The sequence below is a fragment of the Streptomyces sp. NPDC054770 genome, from assembly GCF_053611985.1.
In genome coordinates this window covers 22,498-43,676 of record NZ_JBSHBL010000056.1, presented here as the reverse complement: position 1 = coordinate 43,676, position 21,179 = coordinate 22,498, and the positions used below count along the sequence as shown (strand labels likewise).

The window sequence follows — 21,179 nt, the reverse complement described above, 5'->3', positions numbered from 1 at the left end:
GACCAGTGTGTCCGCTCCCCCCGACCACTGTCACGCTTGACGCCTCGGTGTCCGCGCTGTCGCCCTTGTCCTCGGTGGCCGCGAGTGCCCGGTTGCGGCGGGCGGAGGGTCAGGACGACCAGCCGATCGGGGCGACGCCGACCCGGTAGTCGTAGTCGTCCAGGGTGCTTTGGCTGACCGGGCGGACGGCGAGCGGGCGGACGTGCGTCGCGCCGATGTCGGTGCCGAGGGTCGCGGCGACCGCCGAGCGCTGCCTGCCGGTGCGCCCGGTCAGCTCCTCTTCGTCGCGCTCACGTTCCTCCTCTGGGCGGAAGACTTGAGCAGTCAAGTTGTGATCGATCCATGTCTGTCGAAATTCCTTGTTTTTCAAGGATGTTGCTCACCTTGCCTCACGTGTGACTTGAAGGTTAAAGTCAATTCAGCGAGCTGGAGGCAGTGACCAGCTCGACCGTGCCGGCCATCTGCCCCCTCTCGGGGGCGCGTTACCTAGGAGACTGTGATGAAGAACTGGCAGCGCATTGCACTGGGTGCGGCTCTCACCGCCACCGCGGGCGGCCTGGTCGCGGCGGGCTCCGCGAACGCGGACCCCGCTGACCACCGGGCTCCCGCCTCGGCGGCGGTGGCGTCCTTCCACGGGGGCGGGTCCGCGAAGGTCGCGGCCGACAAACGGGTGGTGAGGGCGTTCCTGGCGGACGTCCTCAACGAGCACCACGCGGATCACGCCGCCCGCTACCTGACGCCGGACGCGCAGTGGCATGGCGGCACGGTCGGTACCGTGGCCGGCCGTGACAACTTCGCGGGGCTGATGGCGGGCGTGGTGGCCGCGATCCCCGACGTGCACGCCTCGGTGAAGGACGTCATCGCCGAAAAGGACAAGGTAGTGGTCCGCCTGGTCGTCGCCGGTACGCAGCAGGGCCCCCTGCTGGGCATACCCGCCAGCGGGCGCTCGGTCCAGTGGGACGCGGTCGACGTCTACCAGCTGCGCAACGGCAAGATCAGCCAGGAATGGGCCGCCGAGGACTTCACGGCGTTCCTCAACGACACCGGCACCTACAAGGCGCCCTGGATCCAGTAGGCCGGCCACCGTCGGCCACCCGGGCCGGCGCGCGCAATCCCGACGTGAGCGGCCTTCGCCCGGTCATGCCCCCCTCGGTCAAGGGGCGTGTGGCCGGGCGAAGGCCGTAGTGCATGAGGTGCCGCCTCCGTGCGCGGACGGACATCCGGCGCGAGTACGGCCGGGCCGCTTTCCTACGGAGACGACGGCCCCGGCGGACAGCAGACTCCACCGGATCCACCGCGGTCCCCACCACGACAGGATCCAGCCGACGGCGATCACCCCCGGCAGGATCCATACAGAGACACCGTTCATTCCCGCACCGCATCGGCCCGCGACATCGGGTACCGGCCGGTCCGGCGTTGGGTGACGTGGTTGCCCAGGTCGGGAAACCTATCGAGGGGGCTCGGTGTGCATGGGATCGTCCGGTCGCAATAGTCAAGTGCAACCGGGTAGTTGAGTCATTTGACGTAGGTGGGGTGGGGAGCGCCTCCTATAGGGTGCGTAGCGATCGAGCAGTCCGGACGAGACAGGTGCACAGTGACTACGCCGCCCGATTCGGCTTCTGAACATCCGGTGATCGCCATCAACGGTGGGACCGGTCTGGAGGTCAGCCCACACCTGCTCGTCGAGGTCACGCGGGGCGGCGGGTTGGGGGTCGTCGATCTCGGTGTCCGCGACACCGCCGTGCGTGGCCTTCGGCAGTGCCGTGGACGGACGCGGGGACGGCTGGGCGTCCGGGTCGGCGGTGACTGCGCCCTGTCTCCGGCCGAGGTGGAGCGGCTGCTCGGGGAAAAGCCCGCCGTGGTGGTGACGACGGCCGGCTCGGCATGGCCGCTGTCCGAGGTGACCGCGGCCTACCGGACGCTTGTCGAGGTGACCGGCCTGGGTGAGGCCCGCGCGGCGGTGCGGGCCGGTGCGGCGGGGATCATCGCGCGCGGGACGGAGTCGGGAGGCCGGGTCGGCGAACTCAGTACCTTCGTCCTCCTCCAGCAACTGCTCGCCGACGGGTCGGTGACCGTTCCGGTCTGGGCGGCGGGCGGCATCGGCCCGCGTACCGCTGCCGCCTCCGTCGTCGGCGGAGCCGCCGGGGTGGTCCTGGACAGCCAGCTGCTGATGCAGCCGGAAGCCGTCGTCGACGACGACCTGCGGGCGTTGCTGCGGCGCATGGACGGCAGCGAGACCGTTCAGGAGGGGGACCTCCGGGGCCTGCGGCTCGGCGGGGAACTGCTTCCGATCGGTCAGGACGGTTGGCTCGCCGCCTCGTTCGCCCGCCGCTGGACCGGCACCGCGGCGGCCGTGCGCGGCATGGACCGGGCGGTGCGCGACGCGGCGACGGCGCAGGCCGCGGGCCGGTCGTTCCGCGCGGGTGCGCCACTGGCCAGGACCCTCGGTACGGCGCTGCCCGTCGCGCAGGGGCCCATGACGCGGGTCAGCGACGAGGCGGGTTTCGCGGTCGCCGTCGCCGAGCAGGGCGGCCTTCCCTTCATCGCGCTCTCGCTGGCCGATCCCGAGCAGTCACGGCGGATGCTGACGGAGGCGGCCGCCGCCCTGGGCGACCGGCCCTGGGGCGCCGGACTGCTCGGATTCGCGCCGGAGGAGCTGCGTGCGGCGCAGACCCGGCTGCTCCTCGAGATCAGACCGACGTGCGCGATCATCGCCGGCGGTCGGCCCGCGCTCGCGAAGGACCTCGAAGAGGCCGGCATCAGCACGTTCCTGCATGTGCCGTCCCCGACACTGCTGAGGCAGTACCTTGTTGCTGGCACACGCAAGTTCGTCTTCGAAGGTGCCGAGTGCGGTGGTCATATAGGATCCCGCACGAGCTATGCGCTCTGGGAGGCCCAACTCCAGGTTGTCGAGGACTTCCTCGCCGATCACCCGGACGTTTCCGCAACGGAACTGCAACTGTTCTTCGCCGGTGGCGTCCACGACGACCGGTCCGCGGCCATGGTCGCGGCGATGGTGGGCCCTCTCGCCGATCACGGCGTACAGGTGGGCCTGGTGATGGGCACCGCCTACCTGTTCACCGACGAGGCCGTGGCGTCCGGCGCCATCCAGCCGCTGTTCCGGCAGCGGGCCCTGGCGGCGACCACCACCAGTCTGCTGGAGACGGCGCCGGGGCTGGTGACCCGCTGCCTGCCGTCGCCGTTCGTCGACGACTTCCACCGCCTGCGCAGCGGGCTGGAGCAGGCCGGCGCGTCGAACCGGGAGCTGTGGGACCAGCTGGAGGTGCTCAACGTCGGCCGGCTGCGCATCGCCAGCAAGGGGCTGCGCCGCGACGGCGACGGACTGGTCGCCGTGGACGACGCGGTCCAGGCCGAGCAGGGACTGTTCATGGCCGGGCAGGTCTCGGTGCTGCGCACGGCCGGCACCACCATCGAACAGCTGCACACCGAGGTGACTTCGGGTGCGGCGGACTTCCACGCCGAGCGGCTGACGGCCCTGCGGGCGCGGTTCGCACCTGCGGCGCCCGAGCCGGCCGAACCCAAGCCGGTCGACGTCGCCATCATCGGAATGGCCTGCGTCTTTCCCGGCTCTCCCGACCTCGCCTCGTTCTGGCGGACGGTCCTCAGCGGCGCCGACCGGATCACCGAGGTCCCGGCCGAGCGCTGGGACACCGGCCTCTACTACGCGCCGACCCTCGAACCGGGCCAGGCCGGCAAGGTCACCGTGTCCAAGTGGGGCGGCTTCATCGCCCCGGTGGCCGTCGACGCCATCGGCTACGGCATTCCGCCCGCCGCGCTGGCCAGTATCGACCCCAACCAGATCCTGGCCCTGGAGATGTCCAACCGGGCACTGCGCGACGCCGGTTATCCGCACGACGCGCAGGGTGCGGACCACGCCCGCACCGGCGTGATCTTCGGTGCCGAGGGCGGCAGCGAGATGGCCAACGCGCAGACGCTCCGGCTGGTGCTGCCGGCGTACTTCGGCACCGTCCCCGAGGACATGGAGGACCTGCTCCCGCGGATCACCGAGGACTCCTTCCCGGGCGTGCTGCCCAACGTCATCGCGGGCCGGGTGGCGAGCCGTCTCGATCTGGGCGGCCCCAACTACACGGTGGACGCCGCCTGCGCCTCCTCGCTGACCGCGCTGGACGTGGCCTGCAAGGAACTGGCCGGCGGGCACAGCGACCTGATGGTCTGCGGGGGCGCGGACCTGCACAACAACGTCAACGACTACCTGATGTTCACCTCGGCGCACGCGCTGTCCCCCACCGGCCGCAGCCGCACCTTCGACAGCACCGGTGACGGCATCGCCATCGGCGAGGGTGTCGCCTGCGTGGTCCTCAAGCGCCTCGCCGACGCGGAGCGGGACGGGGACCGGGTGTACGCGGTCGTCAAGGGCGTGGGCGCGGGGAGCGACGGGCGGGCCCTCGGCCTGACCGCTCCGCGGCCGGAAGGCCAACGGCGGGCGCTGGACCGGGCGTACGCGATGGCGGGTATCTCCCCGGCGCAGGTCGGCCTCGTCGAGGCCCACGGCACCGGGACCGTCGTCGGCGACCGTACCGAGTTGCAGACGCTCACCAAGCTGTTCGCCGACTCGGGAGCGGAGCCGGGCGGTACCGCGCTCGGCTCGGTGAAGTCCCAGATCGGGCACACCAAGTGCACGGCGGGAATGGCCGGCCTGATCAAGACCGCGCTGGCGCTGCACCACGGCGTGAAGCCGCCCACCATCAACCTCACCCGGCCCAACGCCGCCTGGGACCCGCGGACCAGCCCGTTCGTCTTCCACACGGAGGCCAGTCCGTGGGCGGCACCGGCACAGGAGCGGATCGCCGGGGTGAGCGCCTTCGGGTTCGGCGGCACCAACTTCCACGTCGTGCTCACCGCCCATGCCGAGAGCGCCGACCTCCGGCATGCTCAACAGGAGTGGCCCGTCGAGCTGTTCTGCTTCCGCGGCACCGACCTGGCCGGGGCCCGGCTCGCCGTGCGCAGGCTGCTGGACGAACTCGACGAGGGCGGGGCCGGATCCCTGCGGCAGCTGGCCGCGGCCCTCGCCCGCAACTCCAACCCGCGCAGCGGTCCGGTGCGCGTCGCGGTGGTCGCCCCGGACCTCCAGGAGCTGCGCCGGCTGCTGGTCCGGGCCCTGGCCGGGGAGCACGACCCGCGCGGCGGACTCGTGCAACCCCCCGACGCGCAGACCGGGGCCACGGGCAAGGTGGCGTTCATGTTCCCCGGGCAGGGCAGCCAGCGGCCCGGGGCGCTCGCCGACCTCTTCGTCGCGTTCCCCGAGCTGCGCGAGTACGCGGTGCTGGGGCGCGAGTGGGCCGACCTGCTGTTCCCGGCCACCGCCTTCGACGAGGCCACCGCGCAGGCGCAGGCGGACCGGCTGCGGGACACGCGCGCGGCCCAGCCGGCCCTGGGTATCGGCGGCCTTGCCGCGGACCACGTCCTGCGGCGGCTCGGCGTGCGGCCCGACATGGCGGCCGGGCACAGTTACGGCGAACTGGTCGCCCTGTGCACGGCCGGTGCCTACGAACCCGGCACCCTGCTCGACCTGAGCCGGGAAAGGGCCGCCGCCATCCTCGCCGCGGCCGGTGCCGACCCCGGGACGATGGCCGCGGTCACCGGCAGCGCGGCCAAGGTCACCGACGTACTCGAACAGTCCGGCCTCGCCGGGCGGGTGGTGCTCGCCAACCACAACACCCCCACCCAGGTCGTCATATCCGGCCCGGGTCCCGACGTCACCAGGGCCGTGGACGCCCTGGCCGCCGTCGGCGTGCAGGCCCGTCTCCTCCCCGTCGCCGCCGCTTTCCACAGCCCCGTCGTCGCACAGGCATCCGACACCTTCGCCGGGGTGCTCGCGGAACAGGCCGTGTCGGCACCCTCCCTCCCGGTCTGGTCCAACCGCACCGCCGCGCCGTATCCGGCCGATGCCGAGGGGGTCCGTGCCGAGCTGGCCGCCCAGGTCGCCGCGCCGGTCCGGTTCGTCGAGCAGATCGAGGCCATGTACGCGGCCGGTGCCCGCGTCTTCGTCGAAACGGGACCCGGCCAGGTGCTCACCGGCCTGGTCAGGACGGTACTGGGGGAGCGTCCGCACCTGGCGGTGGCCTGCGACGCGCGGCCCGGCGGCGGACCGGGCTCGGGGCTCAGGGCCTTGCTGACCACCGTCGCGGAACTCGCCTGTGCCGGTGTGACGGTGCGGACGAACTGGCTCTTCGAGGGCCGTGACATCACCCCGGCCGCGCCGGCCGGCCACGCACGTCCGCACTGGACGGTCGACGGTCAGCTGATCCGCGACCAGCACGGGGCACTGCTGCCGGGGGGAATGGCCCCCGCCCGACGTATCAAGGAGAGTCCGATGGCATCCGGTGACGACGGTGTTCGGGCTGCGAACGCCCGGGACGCCCGCGCCGACCTGGTCAGCGAGTTCATCCACGCCGGGCGGGACATGATCGCCGCCCAGCGGGACATGATCGCGGCACAGCGGGACATCGTGCTCGACTTCCTCACAGGCGGCGAACCCGGCGGACGACCGGTCCGGCAGCCCGCCCGGAACGACCTGCCCGCGCTGCCGCCTTCCGCATCGTCCAGGGAGTCCGCATCGTCCACGGAGTCCGTGCCGACCGCGCTCTCCGTGCCGGCCGCTCCCTCCGTGCCGATCGTGCCGACCGCGGCGCATCTCCCTCCGCCCGCTCCCGAACCGGCGGAGGTGCCTTGGCAGCCGTCCGGGCGGGTACCGGCACCCACGGGTCGTCCGGACGTGTCCGGCGTCGTGCTGGCGGTGATCGGTGAGCGCACCGGGTATCCGGAGGAACTGATCGAGCCGGATCTGGATCTGGAGGCCGACCTCAGCATCGACTCGATCAAGAGAGCCGAGGTGGTCGGCGAGGTGGCCGGCAGGCTGGGGCTGTCGACCAGCGACGAGTCGACCATGGAGGAGCTGGTCCGTTCCCGGACCGTACGACTGATGGTGGCCGCCCTGGAGCAGCAGGTCCTGGGCGGACCGGTCACCGCGCCGCAGGGCACGGCGCCGGAGGGGACAGCGCCTGCGGGGGAGCCGGCGACGACGGCCGCCCGCACTTCGGATCACGCCACCGGCCGCCCGGCCCGGCGTATGACGGTCGAGACGGTCACCGCGGCCCTGCCTGCCGGATCGGCACCCGCCCTGGCCGGTGCCCGGTTCCTGCTGACCGGCGCTCCGGAGGCCGTGGCCGCCCTGACGGCACGCCTGGAGGAGTACGGCGCGACGACCGCGAGCCGACAGGACGACCCGAGCGACCGGAACGCCCCGCCGGACGCGGATGGCCTCGTGCTGCTCGACGCGCTCGACGTGCTCGGGGCGGACGAGTCGGACTCGGAGGGGCTGCTGCCGGACCGAGTGCCTCTCTTGCAGTCCGCCCTCGCACGCGCACCGCGATGGCTGGTCGCCGTCGGCAGGGCCCGCGGTCCCCGGTCGGACGGACTGCCGGGGCTGTTCCGTACGCTGGCCATCGAATACCCGGCCACCACCGTGCGTTATGTCGAGGTCGAGCCCGAGGAGTCGCCGGGTGAGATCGCCGACCGCGTCGTCGGCGAACTGACCGCGGACGCGACCGGAGCGGTGGTCCGCTACGTCGCCGGGGTACGTCAGGGCGACCAGGTCACCGCCGCGGAACTGGGCCGACTGGCCGTCGGCGGTGCCGGATCGGCGGGCGACGGCGTCGCCGAGGCCCGGGCCCTCGGGCTGGGCGAGGAGTCGGTCGTCGTCCTGGTCGGTGGCGCCCGGGGCATCACCGCACGCTTCGCTCTCACGCTCGCCGCGGCCGCCCGCTGCCGTGTCGAGCTGGTGGGCAGGACACCGTTGCCGACGCTGTCCGAGGAAGCGGACCTGGCCGCGGCCGGTGACCTGCCCGCACTGCGCGCGGCCCTCACCCGGCGTGGCATGCGCTCCCCGGCGGAGATCGAGAAGCGGGCCCGGTCCGTTCTCGCCGGCCGCGAGGTCGCCGCCACGGTCGCGGAGCTCGGCGAGCTCGGTGCGCGGGTGCGCTACCACGCCGTGGACGTACAGGACGCGGAGGCGGTCCACCGCGTGCTCAAGCAGATCCACGACGACCACGGCCGCGTCGACGGGCTGGTCTTCGGCGCCGGCATCATCGAGGACAAGCTGTTCGCCGACAAGACCCCGCAGTCCTTCGCGCGGGTGTACGGCACCAAGGTCGACGGTGCCGCGGCCGCCCTGGACGGACTCGACCAGTGCGGTGCCGCACCGTCGTTCGTCGTGCTGTTCGGCAGTATCGCGGCGGTCTACGGCAGCCGGGGGCAGACGGACTACGCGGCGGCCAACGACGCCCTCGAATCGATGGGCGCCCGGTGGGCCGCCGCCCGCGGGCGGCGCTGCCTCACCGTGCACTGGGGGCCCTGGGCGCCGTCCGGCAGTCATGACGGGATGGTCACCCCGGAGCTGGTGGACGAGTACGCACGCCGCGGCATCGACCTGATCGACCCCGTCGACGGCGCCCGCAGTCTGCTGCGCGAGCTGGCCTGGGCGGACCCCGCCGCGACCGCCGTCGTCTACAGCGCCTAGGAGCCACGGTGGAACAGACAGCCGTGGACCGCATAGCCATCGTCGGCATGGCGGTGCTCATGCCGGGGGCGCCCACCCTGGACGCGTACTGGCAGAACCTCGTCGGCGGGGTGGACGCCATCACCGAGGTGCCTCAAGGGCGCTGGGACCGGGAGTTCTTCGACCCGCGGCAGTCCGGCGACCGGCTGGACTGGGTCCGTTGCCGGCGCGGCGGCTTCGTCGACGACATCGCGACGTTCGAGCCGCTGCGGTACGGCGTCATGCCGCACTCGGTGCCCGACATGGAGCCCGACCAGCTGATCTCCCTGGAGGTCGCGGCGGCGGCGATCGAGGACGCCGGTGGCGCGGACCGCATGCCTGACGCCGACCGCATCGGGGTCATCCTCGGCCGGGGCGGCACGCTGAGCTCGGCGCAGGCCCGGTTCAGCCAGCGGGTCCGGGTGCCGAACCAGGTCGTCAAGACGCTGCGCGAGCTGTTCCCGGAACTCGGCGAGGACCGGCTCGAACAGGTCCGGCGGCGGTTCGACGAGGAGCTGGGCCCGCTGCACGCCGACGGCGTGCTGGGGGTGACCCCGAACCTCGCCGCCTCCCGGATAGCCAACCGGCTGAACCTCCGCGGCCCCGCGTACACGATCGACGCCGCCTGCGCCTCCTCGCTGATCGCGGTCGAGCAGGCCGTCGGTCTGCTGGCCGGCGGCCGGCTGGACGCCGTCCTCGCCGGGGGCACCCACCACACCCACGACATCACCTTCTGGGCCGCCTTCAGCCAGTTGGGGGCCGTGTCGAAGCAGGGGAGGATCCGCCCGTTCGACGCGGCGGCGGACGGCCTGCTCATGGGCGAGGGCACCGGCGTGGTCGTACTCAAGCGGCTGGACGACGCGGTACGCGACGGAAACCGGATCTACGCGGTCGTCCGGGGCACCGGCACGTCCAGCGACGGCCGGTCCGCGAGCATGTTCAACCCGATCTCCGCCGGCCAGGTGATCGCGTTGCGCCGGGCCTGGCAGTCGGCCGGTCTGGACCCGTGCGCGCCGGACGCCCTCGGACTGCTGGAGGCCCACGGCACCGGCACGCCCACCGGTGACGCCGCCGAACTGGCCTCCGTCGCCGAGGTCTTCGGCCCGCACGGCCACGGTTCCCGTCCGGTCATCGGCTCGGTGAAGTCGATGATCGGCCACACCATGCCCGCGGCCGGCATCGCCGGGCTGGTCAAGGCGGCGCTGGCGGTGCACCACGGCATGCAGCTGGCCACCCTGCACTGCGACCGCCCCCGGGACGAGATGGAACGGACCCGGTTCGCCCCGATCACCGCCGCCCGTCCCTGGGAGGCCCCCGGACCCAGGCGCGCGGCGGTGAACGCCTTCGGCTTCGGAGGGGTGAACGCCCATGTGATCATCGAGGAGCACGTGGCACGGCCCGCCCGCCGCCCGGCGGCCGTTCCCTCACCCGACACGGCCGCGGTCGGATCCGTGGCCGAGCCCGACCAGATGCTGTGGCTGTCCGCGTCCGACCCGGCGGCCCTGGCGGAACTGCTCGCCGAGGACCACCACACCGTGCGGGCCCGCGGGCAGCGGCGTGCCTCGGCCACGGACGACGGCTCCGACGGGACCTGCCGGATCGGCGTCATGGATCCCACGGACAAGCGTCTCTCCATGGCCCGCCGGCTGGTCGAGCGCGGTGCGGCCTGGCGTGGCCCCCGCGACATCTGGTTCGCGCCGCGCCCCCTGCTCGGCGCGGGCGGTGGCAAGGTGGCCTTCGTCTTCCCCGGGATCGAGGCGGACTTCGTACCTCGTACGGCGGACATCGCCGCCCGCTTCGGACTGCCCGACCGGCAGTGGTCGGCGAACGACCTCGGGCAGCACGGCACCGGTCTGACCGAGCTGGGCAGGATGCTCAGCGAGGCGCTGCGGCGCATGGGCATCGTGCCCGACGCCGTGGCCGGCCACAGCATCGGCGAGTGGACCGCGGCGATCGTCAGCGGTCAGATGGACCGCGCGGACGTCGACGAGTTCCTTCAGTTGTTCAAGGCCGACTCGGTCGAGGTACGCGGGCACGTCTTCGCCGCGGTCAGCGCGGGGGCGGACTCGGTGGCGGCCCTGTTCGACGCCTTTCCCGACGTGGTGGTCACGCACGACAACGCGCCGAACCAGTGCATCGTCAACGGCCCCGAACCGCAGGTCCAGGAGCTGGTCGCGGAGCTGCGCTCCCGCCATGTCATCTGCCAGCTGCTGCCGTTCTCCGCGGCCTTCCACACGCCGAAGTTCGCCGACGGGCTCCAGTCCATCGGCGAGGCCCTGCGGCACTGGCAGGTCCGGACGCCCACGCTCCCCGTCTGGTCGGCGACCCTGGCCGCGCCGTTCCCGGCCGACCCCGACGAGGTCAACGCGCTGTTCGTCCGGCACATGGTGGAACCGGTCCGGTTCCGGCCCATGATCAAGGCCATGTACGAGTCCGGGGTACGCGCCTTCCTCCAGGTCGGTGTCGGCCAGCTGCCCGCCCTCGTCCAGGACAACCTGTCGGGCGCGGAGCACCTGGCGATCGCGGTCAACACCGCGCACCGCAGCGGCCTGGACCAGCTGCGCCGGGTGGCCACCGCCGTGTGGGCCGACGGAGGCAATCCCGATCCGCGCCTTCTCACGGCTCCGGCCGCCGCTGCCGGCGACCGTACGGGGAAGCTGGTCCTGCCCGGCCCGCGCCGTGGACCGGTGCTGCCGGTGAACCTGAACACGCCCCTGGCCCGGCTCGGCACGGACGCCCCGGGCCTGCTGCGCGGGGCCGCCGTGCCGGCCACCGGTCCGTCCCCTGCCGCCGGGCCGGCGGCCCACCCGACCCCGCCGAGCGACCACAAACCGACACCGGCCGCCCCGGCCACCCCGCCTGTGTCCGTCACCTCGGCCGTGTCCGTTACGTCGGCCGTCCCGGACGCCCCCGTCACCCCGGCCGTCCCGATCCGCCCGACCGCCCCCGTCGCGTCGGCCTCCCCAGTCGCGCCCGGATCACCGAGTTCGCCTGGTTCGCCCGGATCATCCGGCTCGCTCGGCCGGTCGGTGGCGAGGGACGCCACGCTGGACGTGTTGCGTGACATGGCGGGCAGTTCGAGTGCGGCCGCCGAACTGATGGGCCTGCTCCAGCAGTCCGTACAAGCGGCGGGGGCGGCGTTGAACGCCGAGACCCCGGCCGGGACCCCGGCGGCCCGGCCCGGCACCGATGTGGTGCGGACGACCCTGAAGGTGTCGCTGGATACGATGCCGTACCTGCTGGACCACTGCTTCTTCCCGCAACCGGACGACTGGCCGTTCCCGGAGGACCGGTGGCCGGTGATGGCGGCCACCACCGTGGTGCACCACATGATCGAGGCGGTCCGCGAGGTCGCCCCCGGGCTGGTGCCCGTCGAGGTGCAGCAGGCGAAGTTCCACCGCTGGCTGCTCGCGGCCCCCGCGACCGAGGTCGAGGTGACGGTCAGACCGGCAGGACCCGGCCGCTGGTCCGTCGCCTTCGGGCCGCATGCCGGCGCCGTCGTCGTGATGTCGTCCGCCTTTCCCGTGGACGCGGACCGCCCCTCCGCGTGGACGGCCGATCCCGCCGACGGCCGGCCGCCCGCGATCACCGCCGAGCAGCTCTACCGGGACCGGCTGCTGTTCCACGGGCCCCGCTTCCAGGGCATCACCGAGATCCAGGCGATCGGCGACACCTTCGTACGGGGCCTGATCACGGTGCCCGAGGCGCCGGGCGCTCTCCTCGACAGCCTCGCGCAGCTGCTCGCCGCCTGGCTGAACACCATGCACCCGCAACGTCCGGTCGTCCTGCCCGTGTCCATGGGCCGCATCAGGTTCTTCGGCCCGGCACCCGAGGCCGGCACCGTGGTCACCGGGCTCGCCCGCGTCACCCGGCTCGACGACGAGAGCCTGGTGGCCGACCTGCAGATGCTGCACGGCGGCCAGGTCTGGGTACAGGTGGACGGCACCGTCGAGCGGCGGTTCGACAGCGGGCCCGACAACCGCCTCGCCGAACGGTTCCCGGGACGCCACCCGGTGACGGCCGTGCAGCCGGAGGGCTGGACGGCGGCGTTCGACTGGTGGTCCGACCCGGTCGCCCGTGACATGTCGGCGTTCAGCCTCCTGGGCCGGCCCGCGGCCGAGGAGTACCAGCGGATGAGGCCGGTGAACCGGCGGCAGTGGCTGCTCGGGCGCGTCGCCGCCAAGGACGCCGTGCGCCACCGGCAGTGGGAGGAAGGTCTCGCCGAGGTCTATCCCATCGAGGTGGGCATCGAGAACGACGACACCGGCCGGCCGTGGTTCCGTTCCCGGCCCGGCTCCGGGTTCGTCGACTGCGACGTGTCGCTGGCGCACTGCGCCGAGATCGGGGTGGCGCTGGCCCAGCCGTGGGAGGCCGACGCCGACCGGAACGCGCCGGGGGTGGGCATCGACGTCGTCGAGGTGATGCCCCGCGACGAGAGCACCGTCCGGTACGCGCTGACCCCCGCGGAACTGACGCTGCTCGACGGGCTCGCCGACGACGGGCACGGCCGCGGCCTGTGGTTCGCGCGGTTCTGGGCGGCCAAGGAAGCCGTCGGCAAGGCCGAGCGCACCGGACTGGACGACAACCCGCGCCGGTTCGTCGTCACCGGACACGACGCGGTCGGCCTGCGGGTGACCGTGGGCCGGCGCGGCTACCGGGTGGGACTGCGCGAGGTGGCCAACCCGCCCGGACTGCCCGAGCGGCGCTACGTCGTCGCCTGGACCTGGGGGCCGATCGGTTGACGGTCCCTTTCGCCCCACATCTCTTCGACACGCCCCAAGGAGTCTGACCATGCCCATATCGCGTTGGGACACCGTCTTCGCCGAAGTCTCGGACATGCTGAGGGCCGCCATGGGCGACTTCGACAACGAACTCGACATCACGCCCGAGAGCACGTTCCGCGACGGTCTCGGGATGGAGAGCATCGATGTCGTCGCCCTCGCCGGCCGGTTGCAGGCCGCCTACGGCGACTCGGTCAACTTCGCCCTGTTCGTCGCCGGTGACCAGGCGGCCATCGCGACAGAGCTGCGGGTCGGCCAGCTCGTCACCTACATCGTCGACTCTCAGCAGCCCGGGGCCGCTCCCGACTCGCCCCTGAGGGTGGCCGACAGGGCATGAACGAGGTCCAGATCAACGGGATCACCACCCATGTGGCCGAGATCCCGCCCGCGGGGGACCGGCCACGGCCCAGGGGAACGGTCCTTCTGATCCACGGGATCGCGCCCGACAGCATGGCCAGCTGGTACCTCACGCTGGCGTATCCGCTCGCCGCCGCCGGAATGCGTGTCCTGCTCTACGACCTGCGCGGTCACGGGCGCAGTGGACGCCCGGCGCGCGGCTACCGGTTCGCGGACCTGCTGGACGACGTCGACGCGCTGCTGCTCCACTGGCAGGTCGCCGACCGGGTCTTCCTCGTCGGCAACTCCCTGGGCGGCGCGCTGGCCTTCGGTTACGCGGCCCGGCGTCCGGAACGGACGGCCGGCATCGTCGCCGTCGAAGCGGAAGCCCCTACCGCGGGCTACTTCGGCAGGGTGGCCAAGCTGGTGAAGGAACTCGTCCGGGTCTCCGAGTCCGGCCGGCAGGCCACGGACGGGCCCTGGAAGCTGCTGAACACACCGCAGGTGCGGGCGCTGCTCACCGAGACGTCCATCCAGCACGAACTGCCGGCCGGCCCACCGCTGGACCCGGCCGGGCTGGCCGCCGTCGACTGCCCGGTGCTCTGCCTGTACGGGAGGCGGTCACCGCTGCGCGGGCGCGCCCCGGCGACCAGACGGCTGCTGCCGCAGGCCCGTACGGTGGTCTTCGCCGACCAGGGACACACGCTCCTGGTGGACAACCACCGGGAGGTCCGTGACCACGTACTCGCCTGGCTGGCGCAGCAGACGGGCGACTCTGCTGCCGGACGTGACGACAGCCCCGCGGCGGCGAGGAGCGCCTCGTGACCGCACGGATGCTGGCCGTCCGCCTGAACGTCCAGGAGCGCACCCTCCGGCTGGAGAGGCTGCCGGTCCCGGAGCCCGGCCCTCGTGAGGTGCGGGTCCGGGTGGCCGCGGCGGGGGTCTGCCACACGGACGTCCATCTCCTCGACGGATCGCTGCCGCCGCCTCACCTCCGGGGTGGCGTGGTGACACCGGGGCACGAGGTCGCGGGCACGATCGACGCGGTCGGGCCGGGTGTGCGCGGCTGGCGGCCGGGTATGCGCGTGATCCTGCTGCCGGGCCAGCTCCGTGGTGACGGCGCGGTCGTCACCCGGGGGATGGACTTCGACGGGGGGTGGGCCGAGTTCGCCATCGCCCGACGGGACACCCTGGTCCGTATCCCCGACGAACTGCCGTTCGCCCAGGCGGCGATCATCCCCGACGCACTGTCCACGCCATGGGCGGCGATCACGGGTACCGCGCGTGTCCGGCCCGGCGAAGATGTCGGGGTGTGGGGCGTGGGCGGTCTGGGCGCGCATGCCGTCCAGCTTCTGCGCCTGTCGGACGTCGGCCTGCTCGTCGCGGTGGACCCGCGGGCGTCGGCGCGTGAACGGGCGCTGTCGCTCGGCGCCGACGCCGCGTTCGCGCCGGACGACCCCGCACTGGACCGGTACGTCTCCGAGAGCACCCAGGAGCGGGGCCTGACCGCCGCCTTCGACTTCGCGGGCGTGCCGGCCGCCCACGAGCAGGCGCTGGGACTGCTCGGCTGGTCCGGCCGGCTGGTGCTGGCCGGGATGTGGAACGGCCCGGTGACCCTGCCCTCCGGCGCCCGGCTGGCCTACCTGCGGCAGTCCGTGATCGGGCACTACGGATCCGAGATGGTCCACGTCGAACAGCTGGTCCGCATGGTCGCCGACGGCACCCTGGACCTGTCCCGGTCGGTCGGCGAGATGTTCGACCTGGCCGATGCCGAAGCCGCGGTGGACCGCCTGCGAAGCGGTGAACAGAGCCAGGCCCGCCTCGTGTTGCGAACGTGACCACACCCACCTTGTCAGAGAGAAGGGCCGCCCCGTGCGCGTGCTGTGCACCGTCAACGCCACTCCGTCCCATGCCCGCAAGTTCGTTCCGCTGGCCAGGGCGTTGGTGGACGCGGGCCACGACGTGCGGGTGGTCACCTCCGAGGTGATGGGCCGCACCCTGCGCGGTGAACGGTTCACCGTCGACGCGGTGCTGCCGAACGCGCACGACTGGATGTGGATGTTGCTCGGGCTGGACGCCGCGGCGGAGGCCCGCGGCGAGGTCGTGCACCGCACCGTGCCGGATCCCACGGAGCTGATCAACAAGGTCTTCCGGGCGAAGGGATGGCGGGAGTTGTTCGTGCGGGGCCTCGACATCGGCCGTGTCTACCGGCCGGACCTGGTGCTGAGGGACGACCTCGACTGCGTCGGCTACCTCGTCGCTGAGGCACTGGGGGTCCCGCATGTGGCCATGTCCGGCGGGCCGACCATCCTGTTCGATCCGCACCGCCTGGCCGATCCGCTCGCGGCACACGGTCCGAAGTTCGGTCTCGGCACGTCCGGGCACGGCCTGTACGGCTACGGACGGGTGGACTACCTGCCCGCCGCCTACTCCTTCACGAAGTTCGAGTGGCCGCAGGTGTTCAGGTTCCGTCAGCCGGTGCTGACCCGGCCCGGCGAGCTGCTGCCCTCGTGGATCGCCGGGCTGCCCGCCGACCGGCCGCTGGTCCTCGCCGCCGTGGGCACCGGAATGCCGATGCAGGCGGCCATCCAGCGGGCCGGTGTCGCACTGCCCAGCATGATCGAGCCGCGGGAGCGCATCCGGCTGCTCCTGGACGCCCTGTCGCAGGTGGACTGTTCGGCCGTGGTGGCGACCGGCGGAATCGACGTCCACGGTCTGCCCCGGGCGGAGCACGTGCACGTCACCGACTCCGTGCCCCAGCCGCTGGTGCTGGAGGTCGCCGACCTGTTCGTCACCCACGGCGGCTACAACGGGATCCGGGAGGCGCTGCGCTCCGGTGTCCCCATGGTCGTGCACCCGCAGAACCAGGACCAGCCGCACAACGCCGCCCGCGTCGCCGAACTCGGCCTCGGGGTCGCCGTGACGGACCCGGATGCCGGCGAACTCGCAAAGGCGTGCCACACGGTGCTCACCGACAGCACCTTCCACGATCGTGCCCGCGGCGCCCGCCGGCAGGTCCTGGCGCTGCCCGGAGCGGAAGCGGCGCCGGCCGTGCTTGAGCGCCTCGTCGCCACCGGCGGGAACGACGCACCGGCTGCGTGAGCGTCCCTGGCCGGCGATTGGCGGGTGCCGGGTGCGTTCGGGGCGAAGTGGCCGGCGTCGAGTCCGGCCGGTGGACGCCGCACGAAGCACCCGGGGGAGCGGCCCGTGAAGCGCTGTGCCCAGGCCGGTCCGGTACCTACCGTGGACCGCCGGCGGTGCCGACGCGCACACCGCCCTCCGAGCCGTCCGAGGCCACCGCGTTCTCCGGGACCGTCCGGGCGGTCACCGCCGTGTCACCGGACCCGCCCCGGGTACGCAGGGCATGCCCGGCCAGGACGCCTGCGGCGAGCAGCAGGAAGCCGAGTCCGGCGCTCACCGTGCCGGTCCACCCGTGCGCGGCGAACAGCACCCCGGCGACGGCGGATCCCGCGGCGCCGCCGGCGAACAGCGAGAAGATGTAGACCGTGTTGAGACGAGCCCTGATCGCGGGCCGCGCGGCGAAGATGCGGGCCTGGTTCGCGATCTGACCGCTGGTCGTCCCGTAGCCGAGGAGGTTGCAGCCGACGGCGAGGGCGGTCAGTGACCGGTCGGCGAACGCGAACAGTACGAAGGCGAGCAGGGCCGATGTGAGGGACAGGGCGTTGACCCGCCGTGCTCCGTAACGGTCGGTCAGGCGTCCCGAGTAGCGGGCGGCCAGGGCGCCGGGCACGCTGAACAGGCCGAAGAGTCCGATCACCGCGGGTCCCAGCGCGATCGGGGCCGCGGTGAGGTGGAAGGCGAGGGTCGACCAGAAGGCGGAGAAGGCCGCGAAGACGGTTCCGCCCAGGGCGGCGGACAGGCGCAGCGGCGCGTGCTCGGCGATCAGCCTGGGCAGCGATGCCAGCAGCCGGAGGTAGCTCTGCGGTGCACCGGTCCGGGCCGGCGGCTGGGCCGGCATGTACCGCGGGAGGACGAGGAGCAGGGCGCCGGTGGCCAGGGCCGCGACGACGAAGCAGGCCCGCCAGGTCCCGGTGGCCTCGGCGATGAGGCCGGCGACGGTACGCGAGAGCAGGGCGCCCAGGGTAAGCCCCGTCCCCACCGCCCCGAGGACGCGGCCGGCCTGGCCGGGAGCCGCCATGGAGACCACGGTCGGCATGATGACCTGCGGCAGCACGGTGCTCGCCGAGAGTACGAGGGTGGCCATGCTCAGCAGGGCGAGCGACGGGGCGAAGGCGCCCGCGAGGAGGGCGGCCGCGGTGACCGCCAGCAGCAGGGTGGACAGCCGGCGGAGCCGGACGCCGTCGGCGAGCGGAACGATGGCGATGATGCCCAGGGCGTAGCCGATCTGCCCGGTCGTGGCGACCAGTCCGGCCGCGGAGGGCGAGATCCGGAATCCGTGGGCGATCTCGTCGAGGAGCGGCTGGGTGAAGTAGATGTTCGCCACGGTGATCGCGGTTGCCGTGGCGAAGACGGGGACGGTTCCCCGCTTCACGCCCGGCCTCCCTCGAACGCGGCGACGACCTCGTCCGTGGTGGAGATGGCGTGGGCGTAGGTGGGGCCGTTCAGCTCGTGCGCGGCGTGCATCATCGCGGGCTCGAAGGCGGCGGTGGCGTCGCGGACGAGGGTGACGTGGTAGCCGAGTTCCATGGCGTAGCGGCCGGTGGACTCGATGCAGGTGTTGGCCAGCAGGCCGATGAGCACGACGTGGGTGATGCCGTGCTGCCTGAGCCGGAAGTCGAGGTCGGTGTTGGCGAAACCGCTCTGCGCCCAGTGCTCCTGGGCGACGATGTCGCCGGGCTGCGGCCGGAAGTCCGGGTGGAACTCGCCGCCCCAGGTTCCCCGGGCGAAGCTCTGCCGTTCCATGACGGCGCGCTGGGTGGGGTTGGGGTGGTCCCAGGTCTCGTAGTCACCCGGCTCCCAGCGGCGGTGGGGAACGAACGCCACGCGCACGCCGGTCGCCCGGGCTGACGCGACCACGGAGCGCAGGTGCCCCAGGAGTCCGGCCTCCTCGGCCATGGGCTTCAGGCGGGGCCAGATCTTCCCGCCCTCCGACAGGAAGTCGTTGTAGGGGTCGACCAGCAGGACGGCGGTACGGCGGGGGTCGTGGCTCGTGGGCACGGTGTCTCCTCATGCTCGGTGGCGTTCACCAACACCAATGAGGATGTTTGCCGTAATCCAGAAAGTCAAAAGTGCCAGGTCAATGGGTGTTTATGTTGACTATCTGGATGTTGGGTGACATCCAGATTGGGCATGTCGCGTCCGCACTCGCGCCTTCGCGGGCGCCAGCCGTTTCGGCTTGCTGGGAGGAGGTGTGCCGGGCGGTGGATCAGGCAGCCGGGCCGGCCGGGCCGGCGGTGCCTGACGGACGCTGCTTGAGGCGGTCGGCGACGGTGGCGAGCAGTTCGTCGGAGAGGGCGGGGTCGGCGACCGCCCTGGACATGAGCATGGCGCCGACGAGGGCACTGAGGGTGAGCATGGCCTCGGCCCTGGCTTCCTCGGGGGCGTCGTCCATCCCGGCGATCAGGTCCAGGTACCCGCGCACCTGCTTCTCGTACGCGTCCTTGAACTGCTGGTCCCCGCGCCCGGCGTCCGCGCCGAGGGTGACCAGGGCGCATCCGGTGGCGGGCGCGTCCCGGTGCCGCTGGGAGAGGTAGGCGTCGACGAGGCCGGTCGCCGGTTCCTGCTCGTTCCCGCGTGCGGCTTTCTCCATCTTCGCCGAGCCCTCGGCGAGGGCCCGGGCCGCCGCCTGCGCGAGCAGGTCGTCGCGGGAGGCGAAGTGCTTGTAGAAGCCGCCGTGGGTGAGGCCCGCCTCCTGCATCAGCTCCGCGATGCCGGGACGGGCGACGCCCTCGGTCCGGACCTTGCGGGAGGCGATGCGCAGCACTCGTTCGCGGGACGCGGCCTTGTCCGCCTGCGAGTGCCCCATGCCGGACCTCCCCGTGAGACGCGGCGTCGGACCGCCGCCAACTGGATGACGGCCATCATACTCCGTGCCCTGCCACCGGCCTGGTCCGCGGCGCGGTGCCGTCCGCCGGCGACCGCTACGCGCCGTTCTTCAGCGCCTGCTGGAGCTCCCCGGCCGTGGTGATGCTGTGCGCGAAGGTGGGCCCGTTGAGCTCATGGGCCGCGTGCATCATCGCGGGCTCGAAGGCGGCGGTGGCGTCGCGGACGAGGGTGACGTGGTAGCCGAGTTCCATGGCGAAGCGGCCGGTGGACTCGATGCAGGTGTTGGCCAGCAGGCCGATGAGCACGACGTGGGTGATGCCGTGCTGCTTGAGCTGGAAGTCGAGGTCGGTGTTGGCGAAACCGCTCTGCGCCCAGTGCTCCTTGACGATCACGTCGGTGCCGGCGGGCTGGAAGTCGGGGTGGAACTCGCCGCCCCAGGTGCCGGCCGCGAAGGGGTGGCTCCGCCGGACACGCTGCTGGGTGGGGTTGGGGTGGTCCCAGCCGTCGTAGTCGCCCTCCCGCCAGCGGCGGTGCGGGACGAAGAAGACGTGGACGCCGTTCTCGCGGGCGGCGGCGACGACGGCGCGCAGATGGTCCAGCAGCCCGACGTCGAGGGCGACGTGGCTGACCGAGGGCCAGATCTTGCCGCCCTCGGCGAGGAAGTCGTTGTACGGGTCGACCAGCAGGATCGCCGTCCGCGCGGGGTCGTACGTGTCGGTCATGACAGTCCTCGGTTTCCGTCACGCCCGCTCTCGGGCCAGGACGCCGGATATGAACCGTATGGCCGAATTGACCCACCGGCAACCGCGGCTTCCTGGGGGACCCGTACGGGGTTCGCGGTCGCCGGTCGCCGTTCTCCGGTGGTCGGTCGCCGTTCTCCGGGCGGTGTCAGCGGAGAGCGGTGAGTGCCGTGCGGTACAGGACGTCCTCGGCGCGGTCCCAGGTCCAGCCGCTCTCGACCACGAGGGTGCGCCAGCCGGTGGGGCCGAACCAGAGCCAGAGCAGGTCGGCCGTCTCCCGCACCGGGAAGGCGGGGGGCGGGGACAGGGTGTGCAGGTGGCGGGCGGCGGTGTGCAGTGCGTCCCGGTAGTCCGCGGTGGCGCGCTCCCACAGGGCCTCGCCGTCCTCGTGCACGGGCAGCGCCTTGCGGATCGCCTCGTGCACGGTGAACTGGCCCTCGTTGCCCCGCCGGGTGCCGTGGGCCAGCATCCGCAGCACCGACTCCGGCGTCCGCTCCGCGAGCAGCGCCGCCATCGCCTGCTCGTAACCGGAGGCGCTCACGCCCTGGTCGACGATCCGGTTCAGGATGTCGCTCTTGCTCCCGGCGCTGGCGAAGACGGTCTTGGCGGCCACCCCCGCGGCCGTGGCGATGTCGGCGACGGTCACCCGCCCGTAGCCACGCTCGGCGAACAGCTCCGTGGCGTGCCGCACGATCAGCTCGCGGGTCCGTTCGGCGGCCTGCTCGCGCAGCGGGGAGACGTAGGGACGCTTGGGCGACATGATCACATGCTATCGCG

At 72.7% G+C, this 21,179-nt stretch carries 13 protein-coding genes; 7 read left to right on the top strand and 6 right to left on the bottom strand.

Translation table 11 applies throughout. The features are described 5' to 3' along the window. Nucleotides 1-109 precede the first annotated feature (109 nt). A complete protein-coding gene (locus ACWGKQ_RS36400; protein ID WP_453296313.1) occupies nt 110-328 on the bottom strand; it encodes a hypothetical protein in 219 nt (72 codons plus the stop codon). A gap of 171 nt (nt 329-499) precedes the next feature. Between ACWGKQ_RS36400 and ACWGKQ_RS36395 the strand changes: the two genes are divergently transcribed. The 7 genes from ACWGKQ_RS36395 (at nt 500) to ACWGKQ_RS36365 (ending at nt 16,797) form a co-directional block, all read left to right on the top strand. Beyond that, nucleotides 500-1,075 (top strand): ester cyclase, encoded by a 576-nt coding sequence (locus tag ACWGKQ_RS36395; RefSeq protein ID WP_453296312.1) that lies wholly within the window; start codon nt 500-502, stop codon nt 1,073-1,075. A 555-nt stretch (nt 1,076-1,630) separates the two neighbouring features. Continuing rightward, nucleotides 1,631-8,560, top strand: coding sequence for an SDR family NAD(P)-dependent oxidoreductase (locus ACWGKQ_RS36390; protein ID WP_453296311.1), 6,930 nt, complete (start codon nt 1,631-1,633; stop codon nt 8,558-8,560). A gap of 8 nt (nt 8,561-8,568) precedes the next feature. Continuing rightward, complete coding sequence (locus ACWGKQ_RS36385; RefSeq protein WP_453296310.1) at nt 8,569-13,320, top strand: beta-ketoacyl synthase N-terminal-like domain-containing protein; 4,752 nt, start codon at nt 8,569-8,571, stop codon at nt 13,318-13,320. A 49-nt stretch (nt 13,321-13,369) separates the two neighbouring features. After that, a complete protein-coding gene (locus ACWGKQ_RS36380; RefSeq protein WP_453296309.1) occupies nt 13,370-13,696 on the top strand; it encodes an acyl carrier protein in 327 nt (108 codons plus the stop codon). Then, entirely contained in the window at nt 13,693-14,520 is an 828-nt protein-coding gene (locus tag ACWGKQ_RS36375) for an alpha/beta fold hydrolase (RefSeq protein ID WP_453296308.1), read from the top strand. Before ACWGKQ_RS36380 ends, ACWGKQ_RS36375 begins: the two co-directional genes overlap by 4 nt. Before the next feature lie 8 nt (nt 14,521-14,528). Further along, nucleotides 14,529-15,533 (top strand): alcohol dehydrogenase catalytic domain-containing protein, encoded by a 1,005-nt coding sequence (locus ACWGKQ_RS36370; RefSeq protein WP_453296340.1) that lies wholly within the window; start codon nt 14,529-14,531, stop codon nt 15,531-15,533. Between the two features lie 34 nt (nt 15,534-15,567). Further along, complete coding sequence (locus tag ACWGKQ_RS36365) at nt 15,568-16,797, top strand: glycosyltransferase (protein ID WP_453296307.1); 1,230 nt, start codon at nt 15,568-15,570, stop codon at nt 16,795-16,797. A 136-nt stretch (nt 16,798-16,933) separates the two neighbouring features. On the opposite strand, the gene ACWGKQ_RS36360 is transcribed toward ACWGKQ_RS36365, so the two are convergent. The 5 genes from ACWGKQ_RS36360 to ACWGKQ_RS36340 form a co-directional block, all read right to left on the bottom strand. After that, nucleotides 16,934-18,208 (bottom strand): MFS transporter, encoded by a 1,275-nt coding sequence (locus ACWGKQ_RS36360; protein WP_453296306.1) that lies wholly within the window; start codon nt 18,206-18,208, stop codon nt 16,934-16,936. Further along, nucleotides 18,205-18,834 carry an isochorismatase family cysteine hydrolase gene (locus tag ACWGKQ_RS36355; protein WP_453296305.1) on the bottom strand — a complete coding sequence of 210 codons (630 nt, stop codon included), beginning with the start codon at nt 18,832-18,834 and terminating at the stop codon, nt 18,205-18,207. Before ACWGKQ_RS36355 ends, ACWGKQ_RS36360 begins: the two co-directional genes overlap by 4 nt. A gap of 208 nt (nt 18,835-19,042) precedes the next feature. After that, the gene (locus tag ACWGKQ_RS36350) at nt 19,043-19,642 is read right to left on the bottom strand and encodes a TetR/AcrR family transcriptional regulator (protein ID WP_453296304.1); all 600 of its coding nucleotides are present in this window, start codon (nt 19,640-19,642) and stop codon (nt 19,043-19,045) included. A gap of 115 nt (nt 19,643-19,757) precedes the next feature. Beyond that, the gene (locus tag ACWGKQ_RS36345; protein ID WP_453296303.1) at nt 19,758-20,384 is read right to left on the bottom strand and encodes a cysteine hydrolase; all 627 of its coding nucleotides are present in this window, start codon (nt 20,382-20,384) and stop codon (nt 19,758-19,760) included. 166 nt (nt 20,385-20,550) lie between these two features. Continuing rightward, entirely contained in the window at nt 20,551-21,162 is a 612-nt protein-coding gene (locus ACWGKQ_RS36340; RefSeq protein WP_453296302.1) for a TetR/AcrR family transcriptional regulator, read from the bottom strand. Between the last annotated feature and the right edge of the window lie 17 nt (nt 21,163-21,179).